The sequence below is a fragment of the Synechococcus sp. PCC 7335 genome, assembly GCF_000155595.1.
In the GTDB taxonomy this organism is placed as follows: domain Bacteria; phylum Cyanobacteriota; class Cyanobacteriia; order Phormidesmidales; family Phormidesmidaceae; genus Phormidesmis.
The window spans coordinates 4,654,815-4,673,085 of the sequence record NZ_DS989904.1 but is presented as its reverse complement, the minus strand read 5'-3'; the positions used below and the strand labels follow the sequence as shown (position 1 = coordinate 4,673,085).

Here is an 18,271-nt window from a genome sequence, read left to right as displayed (position 1 = left end):
TTGCTTGTTATTGATATTCTCTTCTATACATGTTGCCAGCGGCTGAAGCAGAACGGTTAATCTTTACGTTGGTCTCACCTATTGAGGCAGTAGAGACCCTGAGGCTGACTACGCCAGCCGTCGCTGCAGACGCTTTAGGACGGGTGTTGGCTGAGCCGGTGACTAGCAGAGTAGACTTTCCTCACTGGGATAATTCAGCGATGGATGGTTACGCCGTACGAGCAGACGATGTGCGCTCTGTGCCCACACAACTGAGCCTCATCGAAGAAATTCCAGCCGGGCGATCGCCACAAAAGCGTATCGACACCGGACAGGCTGCTAGAATTTTGACCGGTGCAATGCTGCCTGAGGGTGCTGATACCATCATTATGCAAGAAGAAACCGAACGCGTTGGCGATCGGGTGACGATTTTAGCGGCTGCGCAGCTAGGGAAATTTGTTCGTAGAAAAGGAAGCTTTACCCAGGCAGGCGCGCAGATCCTAAAGAAGGGGACCGTGGTTGCACCGCCAGAAGTTGCACTACTTGCGGCCACGCAACAGACTGAGCTAGCGGTGTACCGTCGCCCTCGAATAGCTATCCTTTCTACTGGGAGTGAGTTAGCCCAGATCGATCAACCTTTGCAGCCGGGTCAGATTGTAGATTCTAATCAGTATGCGCTGACAGCACTAGTAGCGAAGACAGGCGCACTACCCGTGCCGATAGGGATTGTGCAAGATGATCGAGCCAGCGTGAAGGCAGCGATCGCCTCTGCTTTGTCCCAGGCTGATATGGTGCTTTCAACTGGCGGTGTGTCGGTCGGTGACTATGATTATGTCGATCAGGTTCTAGAAGAGCTAGGCGCAAAGCTTCATATTCGCTCAGTAGCAGTGAAACCCGGCAAGCCGCTGACGGTCGCGACTATAGGCAGTCAGCTTTACTTCGGATTACCTGGCAACCCAGCTTCAGCAATGGTGAGCTTTTGGCGGTTTGTAGAGCCTGCGATCGCTAAGCTCTCGGGTAGACAAGCCCCTTGGGTACCTGAGTTTGCGATGGCAAAAGCAACCGTTGAACTAACAGCGGGCGGCGGACGTGAGACGTATCTATGGGGACAGCTCAGTACAGACGAACATGGCTATTGCTTTGGACGAGCAGAAGGCGGGCATAATTCAGGAAATTTGGTGAATTTGGTGAATACGAGTGGGCTAGGTATAGTACCGCAAGGACAGACAAAGATAGCAGCTGGCGCACCCGTAAGAGTGCTGAAAATTCGATGATAAGTGGTGGATATGCGATCAATTGTTACAATCAATTGATGTTATTAATCTGATCAAGCCGGTTAGGCACAAGTTGACTCTTCAATAGTTTTTGAAGGCGTGTGATCGCTAGGACATCTATGACTTCTAAGTACGACGATAGTGAGCTCCAACCAGGGTATCTGTCGGCGTCTTCTGAAGACCAGGCAGCGATTCCACCAGGTGGCGTTGAGGTAGCGCCGAAGAACCGTTCTTCAGGCAGTAGCTTGCTAGTTATGGGTTGGCTGCGAAGCTGGCCAGTGGTAGTGCTCGTAATTTTTGGCTTTCTAGGTACGGTGGGTACAACGGCTGTCTTTAGCTTGTTTCGCATGCCCAGCAGCCCCAATTGTCGGACTATCTTTTGGCCAACTGCGTCTGCCTCGTTGAGATTGCAGTGCGCTGAGACCTATGCAGAGAAAGGAGATGCTAAGAGCTTATTAGCAGCGATTGATCTAGTTGATCAGCTTCCCGAAGATCACCCGTTGCGTCAAGATATCATCAATAGGCGGATTGACGACTGGGCCAATTCACTACTAGATCTAGCTGAGCGTTCTTTTGAGGAAGGTGACATTGAGGGCGCGATCAGTAATGCGAGAGAAATTCCAACCCGAGCAGCCGCTTCGAAGACTGTAGAAGATAGGATTATCCGTTGGAAAGAGATTTGGAAAGAAGGTGCAGATATCTTTAGTAAGGCCAGGAAGCGGCTAAAAGAGAAAAACTTTCAAGCTGCTTTTACGCTATCTGTTGCTTTGCTGGACGTCGATAATCAGTACTGGTCGACTGAAAAGTACGGTGATTTGACGAAGTTGATCAGTCTTGCGAGGGAGGATGAGCGTACGCTCTCTAAAGCCCTAGCTTCTGCAAAGACGGAGACGCTGAAAGGGTTTTCAAGCGCTTTGAGTCAGTTAGAAGAAATTACTGAAGAGAGCGTTTTCTACAGAGAAGCGAGAAAAGAGAGAAAAAATATCGCTAACCGTATGCTGTTAGTAGGAGAACAGCTACTGGCAGATCGTCAGGTAGTATCAGCTCGGGCTATGCTAAACGCCATTCCTAAAGATGCTGGGCTAGGAGAAGAGGTGGCCGACCTTCAGATTTTTGCAGCGGCTTATCAGCAAGCCTGGATGAGTACGATTGGTAGCCTAGAAGCAGCTATCACTCAGATGGAACGATTAGGTAGAAATCGGCCCCTATATGCCAAAGGCCAGCGGTTGATTGCTCAGTGGCAGCAAGAAATTCGAGAGATCGGCTTACTTACTCAAGCTAGAGAACGCGCTTTGCGGGGCAGTACGGCAGATCTGTCGGCCGCGATCGCAATTGCCAACCAGATACCGCGTAGTTCGACCCAATGGGAAGAAGCTTCAGAACAAATCAGGAAGTGGCGATCGCGCGTAGAAACTGTCCAAGACAGACCTATATTAGAGAGAGCCACTCAGCTAGCTGCAGGCGGTACGCCAGATAACCTCCGAGCTGCCATCCAAGAAGCACGTAAGATCTCTTCTAAAAGAACGTTAGGGCCCGAAGCCGCAGAGCGAATTGCCAACTGGCGTGATCGCATTCAAAGAAGCGAAGACCAGCCGTTGCTAGATCAAGCTCGACAGAGGGCCAGTGCTGGAGACATCTCAGGCGCGATTGCGATCGCATCTCGAATAGGAGAAGAGCGCGCGCTATATAGCACCGCGCGCTCGGATATTGATCGTTGGCAAGCTCAAGAAACCGGTCGTCAGCGTCTCTCTGCTGCTTCTGTGGCTTCTTCTCGGAGGACTGGTGAAGCACTCTCGGAGGCAATTAACCTAGCTCAGCAAGTCCCAGCACAAAGCGACAGCAAGTTCACTGCTGATAGGCAAATCAATAGATGGAGCTGGGATTTATTACGCGAGGCAGAACGATCAGCTAGCTCGCTAAATTTTCAAAGGGCAATCACGTTAGCAAGTCGGATTCCTTCACAAGCGGATGCCTACGATCCTGCGCAGCTTAGAATTAGGGCTTGGCGAGACAATCGTCCATCCGAGAATCTTAGTCGTCCGACCTCTAACACACGATTAGATACAACAACGGAGACTAGCCCCCCTCTAGATGAAAACGGTTTCCCGGCAGAGCTAGAGGTGATCCAGTCTCCAAATGAATAGTTCTTATTAACCTGAATAGCCCTTATGTCTTAGCAGACAAGGGAATCTACTTCAAACTGTCTACGGCATCACCAACTTTACTCTTTACATCGTCAACGGCTTCTCGAACAGATTCTAGTGTGTCTTCTGATCTCAATTCCGCTGTTCTACGCTTAGCGCTGTCTTTTAGCGCTTGCGCCTTTGCGTCATTAGTATTTCGACGTGGGTCTACTGCCTCGTAGTTGTTCATTCCACCTTTTTCAGACTGAATATTGTCGTAGCGCTCTGTCGACTGAATACCACCCTCAGAATTTTTAGAGTAGTCAACGTCTGCAGCAAAAGCAGGTGCGCTAATACTCATCAAGCAAAGGCCAACTAGCCCAGCAGCAACAAATAACCTACCAGTCATAAAGTGCTGATTGATAGCTTGCTTGATAGATTTCGCAAAGCGAGTAAATGTCTTTGAGAAAATAATCATACTGTGTAACTCTCTTATGTAATGCGTCACAAATAAAGCATATGGCGCGTAGGGTAGAGGAAGAGTCTCTCGAAAGAAGGCTTTCGTAAGATTCTAAAGAAAGAGTTCTGGTCCGGTCGATACTTTTCTTCTATACCCTTTTAGTAGCCTGCTCTCTAAATCCACGCACATCTCGAAGCGCAGAGGCATTACTGACATCTAGGTTTTGAATGACGCTGAAATTACCGTTAGTTTCTAGGATGACCGCATCGGTATCCTCTACACTACTACCGCCCTGAGTTCGGATAGCAGCTAGGACTTCGCCTTCTGCAATTCGCTGCTTTTTCAACGCTTTGTGTAGGAATTTACCTTTAAACAGCAGCAGCGTTGGTTCTGACTTTAGTAGACTTTGAACTACGGTGGTGCGTACCGATAGCCAGGTCAAAATGTATTGAAAACCAACCAACATCCCGACCCCTAACATTGCCTGAGTCCAAGGTGTGCTAGTAGAGAGAAGGGCGCTTGCTAGCACGGAACCAAGGGCAACGGTGACCACGAAATCAAAAGAGTTCCACTTAGATAGCGTACGTTTTCCAGAGACTCGCAGCCAGACAATCACTCCAAAGTAAGTGAGAGTACCCACAACCAGCGTGTGTAATATGATTGCCCAATTGCCGAAGAGGTCAGATGTGAGTGAATAGTCCATAAGCGATCGCAAAAGAAAAACCGTAGGTCATTTTATATTGGCTGCTCATAAACAGGTATCTGCTCTGTGAAAGAGATGTATCAAACTATTAAAATGCTCGGCTAAACTACACAAGTGATCAATTTCAATTAAGTTGTTTTGCCGCCTTATGAGAAAGCGACTCTATCTTCTTGAACATGTGTCTAAGTGGCTCCTTGACAATATCTTCAATAACAACCTGAAAGTCGTTTTGTCTGCGCTCGAATTGCTGAGAAGACAGCCGCTGCAACTCATCTTTTTCGTTTCCTAGCATCGTTAGAAAACGTTTAGGCTGTCGCCTGATAGTAAGTAAGAGCCATGCGTCAACCTGGTTTCTTTCTGACAATTGCGTTGTGATAGATGATGTCGCACGCTCTCTAGAAGCTATGCTATGGCCTATGGAATGACTATGTCTGCGCTTGGCTGCTATCAAACTGTAGGGATCTAGCCGAGGAGCTTTCTTAGGTGTTATGGGTATGCGTCTGCTTCTTTGCGTTACTACATCCGGCTTCAAGACCTCTTGAATAGGTGCAGGCTGTACTAACTCACCTTGTACTAACTCGTCCTTAGGTCTAGTAGTAGGTTTGGAGGCATCAAGAGGCCCGGTAGATCTAAGATAGTCCTCTGCCGGATAGTCGAGTTTGTCTATTTGCTGCCGATAGGTATCTGGGCTAACTACTGCTGAAGTCGGTATGGCCCAGCAAAACGATGATAGAAAACCTGAAAGTAGGAAAACTACCGCTGAAGAAGTCATTTTCATAAGGCCAGAGTTCTCTATAAAGCCGAATTGCATAGTACTTAACTTGAAGTAGGACATATGCTTGGAATCGCGACCTACAAAGGACTTAATAGTAGCCTACCTTCCTGCAACCGCTGGCGTTACCGCTGTCATTCCTATATAGGAAAAACAAACAGGAAATACGAAGAGGTATCGTCCCCAATTAGACAATACCTCTTTGGCTAGATAAGTTGTCAAAGCAAATAAGACTAGCTAATCAAGCACAAAACTGATAGCACAAAACTGACATCAAATCATGCGTTAACCGCTTCGGTCTCTCTCATGATAGGGTAACGCAACGTTACTACCGCGTCTGCGTCTGCTGGAACTTCGTCACGTGCGACTATGTAGACTTCAGCATTAGTCTGTAGAGCGTGGGTTACGGCCCAATCCATAAGTTCTTGGCTATCGGCCTGTTGTTCACTGTGGTAAGTCGCTTTGCGACTTTTCGGATCGAACGTTCCCCAAAGCTTCGCGCCTCTAGCTACTATTAGTGTCTCTATCTGTCCGTTAGCCGCCGCGTTTAGAATCTGCTCTATATCTTGAGTCGCCTGGTTCTTATCTAGTAAGCTACCGTACTTCTCTAGTGCCTCTTTGCGGCTTGTAGTAAAGTGCGGCTCTACAACCTCTAGAGCGCGATCGCGAACTTCTTCAGGGCTTAGCCGATCTGGCTGAAAGTCTACTGCCTTCTCCATCAGATGCGAATACTTATTAGCTTGCTGATAGATCGGAAATAAGAAGTCTAGTCCGACAAAGACTAGCGGTACGCTCTGCCCGGCTAACACCTTTTCTACGCCGTCAGATACCAGTTGAAAGAATCTCAAGATATCTGTATTCTCACTATCTTTTCCACTACCTTGCCCATGGAATATTTGACGGTTACCCCCTCGACCGGTTCCATGACCTTGGAAAGACTCCTCCGGATCATCGTATTGTAGAGCGACTTCTAAACTATGAGGTGTATCGCCTAGATCCACGATACGGACATGATGGCGGGTAGCCTGATATAGCGCCACCTTGTTTTGACTGGCGGCTATGATATAGAACTGCCCGTCTTCACTTAGCAGGGGCACTAATGGCTGGGTATAGAACTTATCTCCAACCAAAGTAAAGGCTTCAAATTCGAGGGGCAGACGATAGTAATAAAACGAGTCAGATGATAGAAATAATACAAGTCCAGCTTGCTGGTGCTGCCAGAAATTTTGATCTTCTAGCAAATCCACGGCCGGTTTTAGTAGCTTATCTATATCTATATTTGTGTTGCTATCGAGTTGACTCAACTGTTTTTTAGCTTCTGATAGCTGATTCTTCAATCTGATAGGATCTTGTCTGGTCTCTCTTCCGACTTCATGAGTAGGTAGATAGATAGAAACGCAAGGGGAGGTCTGCGTACTATTTAGGGTCTGAAGCTGTGATCTTGAAAACGTGTCTATGGTCATATATGCTCTAATCTGCTTGGCTTAAGTCGTCACGTCCTGAATAGTTGCCTCTTATTTTTTCAAACACTTCTAGTCTCTTGTCTTCGTAAGACGCCTGACTAAACTGCTTGAGTAGAAGTTGAGTAGAAGTTAAAAGCGTTTGAGGAGGATACCTAGACTTGAGGCGTTCGGATCTAGGTTATCTCAAACGACAACAGCTTTTTGGCTGCTCTTATCCATCTCCCCTGGCTGAGGGATGAGTCGCTTCTACTGCTCGAAAAGGCTCTAGTATTTTGTATGAGTGTTCGGTTCCTTCTGGTACTGTCCAAGATATCCCCGGCTCAAGCATGATGGTTTTACCTTCTATAGTCAGTTCAGCTCGTCCACTAAGCACATAGCCAACTGTCTCATAGTTACGAGCGGCTGCTTGCTTTTGTTCGCCATCACCAGGTTGTTCATCCCATAGCCTCATGGCGATCGCATTACCGCTGACTAGAAGCTTTTGTCCCATGCTTCCTGTTTGCGCCTTATCTACGTCAACAGTTAAGTCTGTAGCTATTGAATCTTGAGTAGTCATACGTTAGGTTATTTCTTCATCTTTACGCTAGTGGCTACGAGCTTGTCCTGACTTCCACCAGGAGAAACAATTAGTGCAATCAATAGTGAGATTTCAATAGCTTCGAACACTTAGCCTTATACATTTCTACTAGATAAAAACGTTGGTACATATAGAGCTAAGTAGCTAGCTAGCATACGAATACATCCAGCCTAGATATGCCGACGATTACTATCGATTCTTAGCCAATATATCCCTTTCGACTACGCTCACTTTCTTTGAATTTCCTCCCAACAGCACCGACTTAGGTTGCCTAGCAGTTCAGAATTGATGTAAACCAACTATACAGATCAAAGCGCCACAGGTGTGATAACTGTATGTATAGTGATACTCTAGAACTCTTAAGCTGACATCAACATAGTTGACTTGACTGTCCTGGACTGTCCTATCCGATTGATACCGTGATAAAGGATTCCTTATGGCTGATAGCACCCAAATTACAATCAAAGACAGCGGACCTTTTCTAGTTAAAGGACCATTTACGCTCACCGATGCAGAAGGTAACGACTTTACTATCGACAAAGAGATGGTAGCGCTCTGTCGATGCGGCGCTTCGACTACGCAACCTTTTTGTAATGGCACCCACCGGAAAATAGAATTTGAATCTGTTGTTCGCGCACCAGCAGCAGAGTAGAACGAATTACGCGTAAGTTAAAGTCTAAGTGAGCTAGAAAAGTAAAAGTAAGTCGTGAGGAAAGAATAGAGGAAAAAGGCTCATCTGTTAGCAGCTTTCTTGTTCTTTCCTCAGGGATTGTGATTTTGAAGTATCCTAAAACACCAGACGGTCGCTATTTTGTGGTGAAAGGGCGCTTGTGGCGTTGTACCAATCCTGCTCTAGATGAACAAACGCGACAGCGATACGTCAAAAAACTTATGAAAGCTAGAAACTTGGTCAAACAAGCCAAGCAGCGTGAAGATCAAGCAGCGTTGTCAACCGCTCGCGCTCAAGTCAATGAGGCGAAAGTAGAGTTAGGAGAACGAGGTCCCGTTTGGTGGACTGATGATGCACCAGACTACAACCGCTATTTAGCAAAGAATACGCCCTATGCAGACTGGTTCTCTTCTTTAACACTTCCATGACTAGACCCGATGACTCTACTTCAACACTTTCTTGATGAGCTTTACGAGCGTTACCGTACCCTCAGTGACGGTACTATCGCTAGCTATATTCCTGAGCTGACGAAGGCTGATCCCAACTGGTTTGGAATTAGCGTGGTGACCGTAGATGGACAGATTTTTGGCGCTGGAGATGTGCAGCAGAAGTTCACCATTCAATCTGTTTCCAAGGTGTTTGCTTTTGGATTAGCGTTAGAAAGTCAAGGAAGAGATGCGGTATTAGAAAAGGTAGGCGTTGAACCAACCGGCGATCCTTTTAATTCGCTAATCCGACTAGACGAAGATTCTAAACGACCCTTTAATCCAATGATTAATGCGGGCGCGATCGCAACAACGAGTTTAATCAAGGGCGGTGGACCTACTAGCAAGCTCAACAACTTGCTCAACATGTTCGAGAACTACCTAGGCCACGAAGTATTCATCGATATGCCAACTTTTATGTCTGAGCGATCCACAGGACATCGGAACAGAGCCATGGCCCACCTGATGCTTCATTTCGATATGATCAGCCACGATATTGATGCCGCGCTCGATCTATATTTTCAGCAGTGTTCTGTGATGGTGACCTGCCAGGATCTAGCAATGATGGCTGCCACGCTCGCTAATAAAGGTAAGCAACCGCTTACCCAAAAGCAGGCCGTTAATCCTGACTATGTTCGCGATATTCTTAGCGTCATGTACACCTGCGGGATGTACAACCGTGCAGGTGAATGGGCCTATCGCGTTGGCATTCCAGCTAAGAGCGGTGTATCGGGCGGTATCTTGGCTGTGGTCCCAGGGAAAGCGGGGATTGCTACTTTTTCTCCACCGATTGATAAAAATGGCAATAGCGTCAGAGGGCTTCGTGTGTTCGAAGAACTCTCACATAAGTATGGCCTGCATTTGTTCGATCTATCTATGGGACGCTGTGTATTTTCAGAAGCAGTTGAGACTACTCATGAAAGCTGAGTATTCTCTTGTAGATATTCTCTATCAGTTGTTCTTTAAAGGTTCTTTTTTAGCTGAGACAAGACTCTTGCAACCACAATTACTGCTAGCGAAACCAGTACTAGCTTACTGATTGGGCCTAGAAACTCACCTACTTTTTCGTAGCTTGCACCTAGCCAAAAACCAGCTAGCGTCAGTAGAGTAGTCCAAGCTAGAGAGCCAACCGTAGAATAGGTCAAAAACTGAAACATGGGCATCTTGGCGATACCAGCAGGGACAGAGATATAGGTGCGGATGCCAGGAACCAGACGTCCTAGTCCAATTGCCCAATAGCCACGCTGAGAAAACCAACGCTGTGTGGCGACGACCTCTTTGCTAGAGATCCCTAGCCACTTACCGTGTCTATCAGCTAGCGACCTTATTCTGGCTAGTCCTAGAATTTTGCCAACGTAGTACCAAGCGAGCCCTCCAAGCACAGAGCCAACGGTGCCAGCGAAGATAGCTATCGGCATGTTCATGTCACCTCTTGCGACTGCAAAGCCAGCTAGCGGCATGATCAGCTCGGAAGGGATCGGCGGTATCACGTTTTCGAGCAGCATCAGGAAAGCAATGCCCCAGTAGCCAAAAAGCGTAATAATGTCGACGACTTGCTCTAAAACGTCCAAGTTAGCTCTAGTGATTTTCGAATGTTTTGCACCCTAATACTCTGATGCATCTTTGATAATAGTCATCTTACCAGAAGCACATTTTCCTCAACGCACCCAAGCACAATTCTTGGAATTGCAGAGCCAAAATCAGTGCTTTGGTCGATCGCAGTCTGATTGCAACATAACTGCTTCTAATGACAATATATCCATTGTGCCCATTTTACCTATGCGCTGCTCTTGAGGCAGACAAAGACAATGGTCTCTTTGCCAAGTCTTTGTCTGCCAATTCCAGAGGCGTCTCAAGGCTATTAGGTCAGCGTCAATATGAGTGTGTAAAATCCATAGGATAAGTTTCGGGTATCTGTTTTGAGAACTTCTGCAAAGGTCCTTTTTAAAGCAGCCGTTGTGGCGATCGCGCTCATACTGACTAGTCGTAGCAGCCACGCGGACCCTGCTGATAATCAAGGCCTAGAGCCAACAAGCCTAGAAGAAGTAATCTCAGAAGAAGCGACCTCAGACGAAAATGTTGTAGAGGCGGCATTACCGCTAAGAAAACTACACGGCCAAGAAAAACAGCAGGCTGCTGATTTAATTGCGCAAGACATCACCTTACTAGAAACCGATCGCACCGCGCTTTTGAGTGCTATTGATCACAGCTTGGCCTATCTACAGACTCCCAAGGCTGTTAACGACTACCGTGAATATGCTGTTCCCGAGATTACCCACGACCGAGTTCGCCGCAGTCTTCAGCGCTTTCGTGCTTTAGTCACCTACAGCAGCACTATTGCCGACTTGCAGCAAGCGATCGCCGCAGAGTTTGACTTCTATCAATCCATTGGCCAGGACGCGGCTGGCAGCGTCGACTTCACCGGCTACTTTGAACCGACCTATCGGGCCAGTTTCACCCCAGATGAAACTTACCGCTATCCTATCTACAAACGTCCGCCTACCTTAGATCAGTGGCCTCAGCCTCATCCTACCCGCGCTGAGCTAGAAGGTGTTGACGGATTGCGCTCTAGGCAAGGACCCCTCAAAGGTTTAGAGCTAGCCTGGCTGCCTACGCGCCTAGAGGCATTTCTCGTCCAGGTTCAAGGATCGGCTAGGCTGGAAATGACGGACGGTAGTACATACTCAGTTGGCTACGCTGGGCGTACGGAGTATCCCTATACCAGTATTGGCCGCGCTATCGTTGACGATGGTCTTATCCCAGCAGACGAGCTGACGCTTCCAGCTTTGATGGCCTACTTTGAGGAGAATCCTGAGGCGCTTGACTGCTATATCCCGCGCAACGATCGATTTGTCTTCTTCAAAGAAACAAATGGCGCTCCTGCAACAGGTAGCCTAGGCTATCCGGTCACAGCCGGACGCTCTATCGCCACTGATAAGACATTAATGCCTCCAGGGGCCTTGGCTTTGATCGCCTTGCCTTTGCCCCAGATAAACAATAGGTCTGACGACAGGCCTAACAGCGGCCAAGATGGAACAGACCCCTTAGAAAGTATGGCAAGTGACAGCCTAATGACCAGTCGATTGGTACTCGATCAAGATACGGGAGGGGCAATCAAAGGGGCTGGCCGTGTAGATTTGTTTGTAGGGACTGGCACAGAGGCCGGAGAAGTGGCTGGTCAGATCAACCATCCGGGTGCTCTGTATTACCTGCTACTCCAAGAGTAATTGCTTTGCAAACAAGAATGATTGCTTTGCAAAAGAATAAAAGCATTACCTATTCAACGGCTAGGTACTACTGTATAGCAGCAGCCATACGCCGCAAAGTGCGACGCCAACGCCTAGAATGGCGCGTCCACTGATCTTCTCGCCTAGTAGGGCTGCTACGGGTAGTACGAAGAGTGGACTAGTTGCCAAAAGCGCCTGCGCAATACCTGCTGCTGTATATTTAAGTGCGATCTGCTGTAGCCAGATACCTAGGTAGGTAGCAAAGAAGGATGCGATCGCAACTCCACCCAACAGTCGAGGTGACTTCAGCGCCACCCAGACAGATCGCCATCTTTCCCTAGTCGCCTTTGCAGGCTGGCGCAATACGGTTGATCTAGCCTCTAGATACTGTGGTCTGATTGCTACTAGTCCCGCCATAAAGATCAATCCGGCCGCTAAGCGAATCAGACTGCTCCATAGGGGTGATACTGTCGTTTCGGCTAGCGCTGCTCTAGAAAGGACTGCCCCAGTTGCCTGACAAAATGTCGCTAAAAGCGAGATCTGTAGTCCTGCTTTGGTCGCTGGAACAGGATCACCAGGGACTCGTTCACTGATTACCCAAGCGATTCCTAGAAGCGTAATGATGATGCCTGCGATCGCGCTCAAAGGCAGGCGCTCCGATAGGAAAATCCAGGCTAAAACAGTGCTCATCGGTGGAGCAAGCGTTTCTAATAGCAACGCTTTCCTCGCTCCTAAGGCATTGATGGCCGAAAAGTACGCCGTATCGCCTAGCCCAATTCCGAGTCCTCCACTCAGCACTAACAAGCACACAGAAACCCAGGGTAAGTTGGGAATCGCCGCGCCGCCAAGCTGAATCAGTAAGGTCAATAGCAGTAGGACTAGCGCAAAAACGCCTTTCACTAGATTTAGCACCAAAGGCGATAGCTGCCGTCCTAGTCGGCCAAACATTAACGATGCCGTCGCCCATAGAAAAGCTGCCAGTAGCGCTGCGCCTTCACCTATCAATGAGCCACCAGCCAACAGACTTACAAACTCCATCTACTCATTCCAGTCACCGTCATCATGCCGCTGTCACTAAACCTTTATCACTAAACCTCTAGAATAAGACTCTAGACTACTGACATTCGTATGAATACCGTCTTACCTTCAACCGGCTCACATTCCCAGTCATCACATTCCCAGTCATCTGAGCTAGTCTCAAAACCTAATCTGCCTGCGCTACCCAGTGAGCTGCGACTGAGACTGCAATCTCCTCTTCAAATTGGTGATGTCCTTGTCCATAGTCGCGTTTTGCAGTCGCCCTTATCAGGTGTGACTGACAAAGTTTTTCGCCGCCTGGTTCGGCGCTATGCCCCCCAGTCGATGATGTATACCGAGATGGTTAGCGCCGCAGAGCTGCACCACCTTCAGCGCCTACCCATATTGATGGATATTGACCCAGATGAGCGACCCATCAGTATCCAACTATTCGATCGCCGCCCCGATTTTCTCGCTACAGCCGCTTGCAAAGCGGTTGATCAAGGGGCAGATACGATCGATATAAATATGGGCTGTCCGGTTAATAAAATCACTAAGAACGGAGGTGGTTCCTCTTTGCTACGTGATCCTGACACTGCGGTTCGTATCGTTGACGCTGTCTGTAAGGCGGTAGATGTTCCTGTGACCGTTAAAACTCGGATCGGCTGGTCAGACGAAGAGATCAACGCCGTAGATTTTGCTCGGCGGATGGAATCTGCAGGTGCGCAGATGCTGACGCTGCACGGTCGTACCCGGGCTCAGGGCTATACGGGCACCGCTCGTTGGGAATGGATTGCTAGGGTGAAAGCAGCCTTGACAATTCCGGTGATTGCCAACGGGGATATCTTCTCGATTGAGTCCGCGTTGCGGTGTTTGGTAGAGACTAAAGCAGACGGCATTATGTGTTCTCGTGGGACGCTAGGCTATCCTTTCTTGGTCGGTGAAATCGATCACTTTATCAAGACAGGCGGCATTAGACCTGCACCTAGTGTGGTAGAGCGATTGACCTGTGCTAAAGAGCACCTGACTATGCTGTGGGAATATAAGGGTATTCGGGGTATTCGCCAAGCTAGAAAGCATATGGCTTGGTATGCCAAGGATTTCCCAGGTGCTGCTGAGCTGCGCGATCGCCTGTGCCGAATAGACTCAGTAGAAGCCGGGTGTGATTTACTCGATCAAACCATTCTTCAGCTCAGCTAATTGCCTATGGCTAATGGTCTAGAGCCGGCTGATGAAGCAACTCATTATACAAAGGGCAAAAACTTTAAAGATACTGAAGGGGCGGTTTTACTCCAAGGATGCCGGGGCCGTCAGCGTGCTATAACCAATATTTAAGTGCTGAATACCTCTGAAAACCTATGACCTCCTACGCAAGCTATAGTTCGCCTCGTGCAGACATTGGTGAATTGCGTCGTTTGAGGAGTTTGCTACCGCCTGAGCTGCAAAGCTGGGTTACGGTAGAACCCGCTACCGACGTGGCTCCACCGATGATCACCTGCGAAGAACTCGGACGTGACCAGGTAGAAATTCAGATTGATTTGACTAAATGGGAGCAGCTTGCTATCGACCAGCGCAATCTGCTGTTTTGGCACGAAGTCGCCCGTGTCCAAAGTGATACTATTCCGCGCGATGGCTGGGAGATGGCTGCGTTGGCAATTGGTCTAGGTGGCGCAGTTGGTGAGCTGTGGGTACAAGATGGACTTTTACTCCTGTTGGCTTTAGGTCTGTGCGGCGTGTCTGGATGGCGGCTGTATAAGCGCAATAATGGTCAACGGACTTTGCAAGAAGCGATCGCTGCGGATGAAAAGGCGATCTCGATTGCAACCAGGTTCGGCTACACGCTGCCAAATGCCTATAAAAGTTTGGGCAGTGCGTTGAAGACGCTGATTGAGCAGACACCCAAGAAAAAGCAGCGCGATCGCTTCATTCGAAGACTCGAAGCTTTGAAGAAGAGTGCTAATCGCGCCAAACAGCAGGTTCAAAGTGGCAGAGAGCCCCGCCCAACCTACTAAAGCTACTACCTACTGAAGCTACTCAGTAGGACAAGTGTTATACCCGGATAACAGTCTCTCCTTCCTGAGACCGATACAGCCCTATTTGCTTGACGGCTAGTTTGAATGGCCCTGCCGTGAAACTAGAGTTGAGCTGTCTATCATATTCGAACTTACTGAGCATAAGCTGAAATGAAACGGTCTTAGCCGGATCGTAAGGAGATGCGCTAGGTACTGTTCGCGCTCGAAACGTTGGGACTAGCTCTGAGAAAGGAACATCAACATCGATCCACTTATCGGCTACGGTATCAAATCCATAGATATAGGCTGGACTGTCCCATCCAGCGCTATTCCGCAAGATGAACTTGTAACGTTGACCATCTCCCTTCACCGCTAGCTGGAGACCTAACCAGCCAGAGAAATCGAAAGCAGGCTCAAAGTTTTGCGTTCTCACCGATGAAAAGCCCCCTGAGTTCTCTGTCGAGACGACACCTGCAAAGACCACATGCTGGTCTGGCTGACCGCTATTGACTAAGGCTATTTGACCTTGGCTAACGCCACCCATCACGACATCATCTAGGGCTCCCCAGGCTGCTAGATTACAACCTGGCTTAGAAAAGTCGAATATTGGTTCGACAACCAGACCTTTTCTTTCTTCTTCCAATTGAATAAGCACTGCTGAGATTTCAGCAGTCTCCTCACCGATAACTATCGTATCTGCTGTCACAAGCTGTGCCATAAGCTGCCTACCTTCAGCACTAGACATGGCTACTTTGAGCGTCTTTTCAGGGAATGTTTCTATTTGAGTATCTGTAGGAAACTGTTGAAGAAGCAAACTCATCTTTTCGGACGGCACATCACCGAGTATAGCTACCTTTCTAACGTTAGCGTCATACGATTTCCCAGCGAAGGTCTTGGCTTGGCCTAGCAACTGCTGTAGCCAGCGAAAGCTACCAAGAAAGGGAATTTCGCCGAAATTATTTAGCGTTTGTACGAATCGGGTTACGTCCCATTGCGCTCGATTTTCAGAGGGAGTTTGTGTCATAGATTTAGACTGTTGTCACTATATTTGAGAACTGGTAAGGGGGGGTAGGGTATAGCAAATATTACCTGAATTTTACTCGGGATTTTGCCGTAAGTGTTTTCATCTATAGCTTTCGTGGAGTTGCTTAGTAGATGCCCATCGGCTAAACGCATTACAGTCAAAGGGCCTCTAGCCGCAGCGGTAGGAAGCCGCTTCGTCCTATGGCTCTAGGGAATGCTTACCAATATTAAAGTAAGCACGCATCCTTGCTTTGCTATATCAGCGCAATTTGGACAGAACTTATGCAAGTGCTAGTCAACAGATATTAGATGCGGGGGGTGACTGCCGTCGCTCTGTTTTGTTTTGTTAGAAAGCAGATTTTCAGTGCTTAGTTCTTGTTAAAGCCATTAGTGACTGGCGGATAGATATCTGTCGATAAGTTCCTCTTTGGCCGCTAACTTGTCAGCATTTCTCTCTAAAGCATCACGTCGCTACCCTAGCGTTCTGAGCCTGTAAGGTATTTTGCATAAAGTCACTATCCAAACTGGGTTATTAACCGCTCCGTTCGCCCGTGGAATCTTTAAGCAGTGATTGGCCACTATCTTCAACAATATATGTTGATGTAATGACCATTCCCTAAAAGATTGCTATAGAAAATAGGAATATAAGCAGTAGGAATATCGAGGGTAAGAATTGTGCCTATAGCTTGCTTGTAAGTAGCTATGAACAGTGACTCAGTATTTCTAACTGGGGATTTTATAGTTGATAGGTGATATTTATCTAGTGCATCAAACCTCAGTGTATACAACCTATCAAATACCAGTATTTATGCATTTAAGACAGAACTTGTTTATGCCCCAATTCATTGCCGTCATTATTCTTTGCTGTCATTCTTTTAAGAATGCATGTTTAGAGGGCCAGTTTGTACAAGCATCAGCCGGGAGTAATTGTCAAAGATTCTCTCTAAAAGAAGAAAGCTGACCGTACTTGATTCTTTGTTTCTATTTCTTTACATACAATTGCCACAAAATACCTGATGCATAGAAGTAGTGAGCTGGGAATAATCTTGAAGAATATTAGAGAAATTTGGTTCTCGCTTCTGGCATGCCTATAAATATGACTCCAATAGAAGATATACAAGAGAAAGCTGTCGCTAGAAAGCTAACAGAGAAAATACGTGATTGTTACGATCAGAAATTTACAGGGTTGCTTAAAATCAGCGGACATAAAACCAACCTATGGTATGTTTATTTGATGTTGGGTCGAATTGTTTGGGCGCAGTCCAGTCAGCATCCCCTTCGAAGTTGGAAAAGGCATTTAACTGTTCATAGTCCTACATTTTGTGAACAGACTGGCGAGCTAGCACCCTACGAATCCTGGAATTATCTTGCGCTTTCGCGACTTGTTAGGCTGAAGCAGTTTCCCAGAGATCAATTTTCTAAAATTGTTGAAGACTATGTAGCAGAAGCTCTATTCGACATTCTGCAATCCAGCATGCTGCCATACGAAGAAGCTGGCGAGATATCGATTGACGTGCAAAGTAAAGAAGCGGCTGATATGCCTTTTCTCATGCTTCAAAAGCTTCAGTCTTGGGAGAAGGCACAGCAGGATTGGCAAGAATGGCAACAGGCGGGTTTGGCCAAACTTTCTCCTAACTGGGCGCCTACTATTAAGCTACATAGAGAACTCAAAGACCAAACGTCTCCTCAGACATTTCAGACTCTAAATAGCTTTGCCAACGGTGAAAATACGCTTAGAGATCTATCTATCAAGCTAAAACAACCAATCATCTCGATTGCTAGATCTATTTTTCCTTATGTCTCTAGGCAGTTGCTCGCTTTCACTGAGGTCTCTGATATTGCAGATGAAGCTCATCATGGCTTTCACCCAGAAACGATGAAGGAGTTAGCACCAGCAACGCCACCTCAAGGATCACCTCGTGCAGCCCTGTCTACTCAAGGACCGGTAGCTGAGAAACAAACGGATGGAAAGCTATCAAGCGAAGCTAGCACCTCCAAAAGAAGCAGGAGTGCCAGTAGGGACAAAGCGCCTACAGTCGTCTACATAGATGATAGCCCTGCTGATAGCCGGGCTATGTGTTCTATTGTGGAGAAGCTAGGTTATAAGTATGTCAATATTCAAGATCCGCTTCAAGCTCTGCCTATGCTGATCGAGCTAAAACCTCGGCTTATCTTTCTAGATTTGGTCATGCCGGTTGCTAATGGATACGAAGTGTGTTCTCAGATTCGAAGAATCACTGCCTTCAAAGACATACCCGTGATAATCGTGACTAGTAATGACGGCATTGCTGATAGAGTTCGTGCAAAACTTGTTGGTGCTTCCGGCTTCATGGGGAAACCTATCGAAGAAAGAAGAATTTTAAAGGTGCTCAATAAGTACATACCTAAGGAAGCAAGGCGCCTAGATACCGCTTAATACATAACTTGACTAAACGGATGATGCTTTTGGTGCTTTCATTCCTCGTCATCCCAAGTCCTTTTAGTAT

General features: G+C 47.4%; 17 protein-coding genes. 9 read left to right on the top strand and 8 right to left on the bottom strand.

Annotated elements, in window-relative coordinates:
• Positions 1-29: 29 nt before the first annotated feature.
• Both glp and S7335_RS19530 read left to right on the top strand, forming a co-directional pair.
• Entirely contained in the window at positions 30-1,253 is a 1,224-nt protein-coding gene (gene glp / locus S7335_RS19535) for a gephyrin-like molybdotransferase Glp (protein WP_006456048.1), read from the top strand.
• 119 nt (positions 1,254-1,372) lie between these two features.
• Entirely contained in the window at positions 1,373-3,397 is a 2,025-nt protein-coding gene (locus tag S7335_RS19530) for a hypothetical protein (protein WP_006454114.1), read from the top strand.
• Positions 3,398-3,443: 46 nt separating this feature from the next.
• On the opposite strand, the gene S7335_RS19525 is transcribed toward S7335_RS19530, so the two are convergent.
• From S7335_RS19525 to S7335_RS19505, 5 genes are all read right to left on the bottom strand, one after another.
• On the bottom strand, positions 3,444-3,854 hold the full coding sequence (locus S7335_RS19525; protein WP_006455831.1) for a hypothetical protein: 411 nt from the start codon (positions 3,852-3,854) through the stop codon (positions 3,444-3,446).
• Between the two features lie 130 nt (positions 3,855-3,984).
• Positions 3,985-4,539: a DUF421 domain-containing protein gene (locus tag S7335_RS19520; protein ID WP_006454222.1), complete on the bottom strand. Its 555-nt coding sequence runs from the start codon at positions 4,537-4,539 to the stop codon at positions 3,985-3,987.
• 124 nt (positions 4,540-4,663) lie between these two features.
• Positions 4,664-5,317 (bottom strand): hypothetical protein, encoded by a 654-nt coding sequence (locus tag S7335_RS19515; RefSeq protein WP_006457149.1) that lies wholly within the window; start codon positions 5,315-5,317, stop codon positions 4,664-4,666.
• Positions 5,318-5,589: 272 nt separating this feature from the next.
• Complete coding sequence (locus S7335_RS19510) at positions 5,590-6,774, bottom strand: hypothetical protein (protein ID WP_006455091.1); 1,185 nt, start codon at positions 6,772-6,774, stop codon at positions 5,590-5,592.
• Positions 6,775-6,985: 211 nt separating this feature from the next.
• Positions 6,986-7,330, bottom strand: a complete 345-nt coding sequence (locus S7335_RS19505) for a cupin domain-containing protein (RefSeq protein ID WP_006457331.1) — start codon at positions 7,328-7,330, stop codon at positions 6,986-6,988.
• A gap of 457 nt (positions 7,331-7,787) precedes the next feature.
• Between S7335_RS19505 and S7335_RS19500 the strand changes: the two genes are divergently transcribed.
• The 3 genes from S7335_RS19500 (at position 7,788) to glsA (ending at position 9,433) form a co-directional block, all read left to right on the top strand.
• The gene (locus S7335_RS19500; RefSeq protein ID WP_006455012.1) at positions 7,788-8,003 is read left to right on the top strand and encodes a CDGSH iron-sulfur domain-containing protein; all 216 of its coding nucleotides are present in this window, start codon (positions 7,788-7,790) and stop codon (positions 8,001-8,003) included.
• A 119-nt stretch (positions 8,004-8,122) separates the two neighbouring features.
• On the top strand, positions 8,123-8,449 hold the full coding sequence (locus S7335_RS19495) for a hypothetical protein (RefSeq protein ID WP_006454292.1): 327 nt from the start codon (positions 8,123-8,125) through the stop codon (positions 8,447-8,449).
• A 9-nt stretch (positions 8,450-8,458) separates the two neighbouring features.
• Entirely contained in the window at positions 8,459-9,433 is a 975-nt protein-coding gene (gene glsA / locus S7335_RS19490) for a glutaminase A (RefSeq protein ID WP_006457493.1), read from the top strand.
• A 35-nt stretch (positions 9,434-9,468) separates the two neighbouring features.
• Here the strand turns inward: glsA and S7335_RS19485 are convergent, their stop codons facing one another.
• On the bottom strand, positions 9,469-10,077 hold the full coding sequence (locus S7335_RS19485; protein WP_006455206.1) for a DedA family protein: 609 nt from the start codon (positions 10,075-10,077) through the stop codon (positions 9,469-9,471).
• A 348-nt stretch (positions 10,078-10,425) separates the two neighbouring features.
• On the opposite strand from S7335_RS19485, the gene S7335_RS19480 reads away from it, so the two are divergent.
• A complete protein-coding gene (locus S7335_RS19480) occupies positions 10,426-11,733 on the top strand; it encodes a murein transglycosylase A (RefSeq protein WP_227500037.1) in 1,308 nt (435 codons plus the stop codon).
• Positions 11,734-11,793: 60 nt separating this feature from the next.
• Here the strand turns inward: S7335_RS19480 and S7335_RS19475 are convergent, their stop codons facing one another.
• A complete protein-coding gene (locus tag S7335_RS19475; RefSeq protein ID WP_006454910.1) occupies positions 11,794-12,771 on the bottom strand; it encodes a DMT family transporter in 978 nt (325 codons plus the stop codon).
• Between the two features lie 90 nt (positions 12,772-12,861).
• Here S7335_RS19475 and dusB point away from each other — a divergent pair, with 90 nt between their 5' ends.
• Entirely contained in the window at positions 12,862-13,950 is a 1,089-nt protein-coding gene (dusB, locus tag S7335_RS19470) for a tRNA dihydrouridine synthase DusB (RefSeq protein WP_006456167.1), read from the top strand.
• Positions 13,951-14,108: 158 nt separating this feature from the next.
• The gene (locus tag S7335_RS19465; protein ID WP_006457117.1) at positions 14,109-14,762 is read left to right on the top strand and encodes a DUF3318 domain-containing protein; all 654 of its coding nucleotides are present in this window, start codon (positions 14,109-14,111) and stop codon (positions 14,760-14,762) included.
• A 37-nt stretch (positions 14,763-14,799) separates the two neighbouring features.
• On the opposite strand, the gene S7335_RS19460 is transcribed toward S7335_RS19465, so the two are convergent.
• The gene (locus S7335_RS19460) at positions 14,800-15,786 is read right to left on the bottom strand and encodes a CIA30 family protein (RefSeq protein ID WP_006453713.1); all 987 of its coding nucleotides are present in this window, start codon (positions 15,784-15,786) and stop codon (positions 14,800-14,802) included.
• A gap of 1,095 nt (positions 15,787-16,881) precedes the next feature.
• Here S7335_RS19460 and S7335_RS19455 point away from each other — a divergent pair.
• Entirely contained in the window at positions 16,882-18,201 is a 1,320-nt protein-coding gene (locus tag S7335_RS19455; protein ID WP_050765929.1) for a response regulator, read from the top strand.
• Positions 18,202-18,271: the final 70 nt, after the last annotated feature.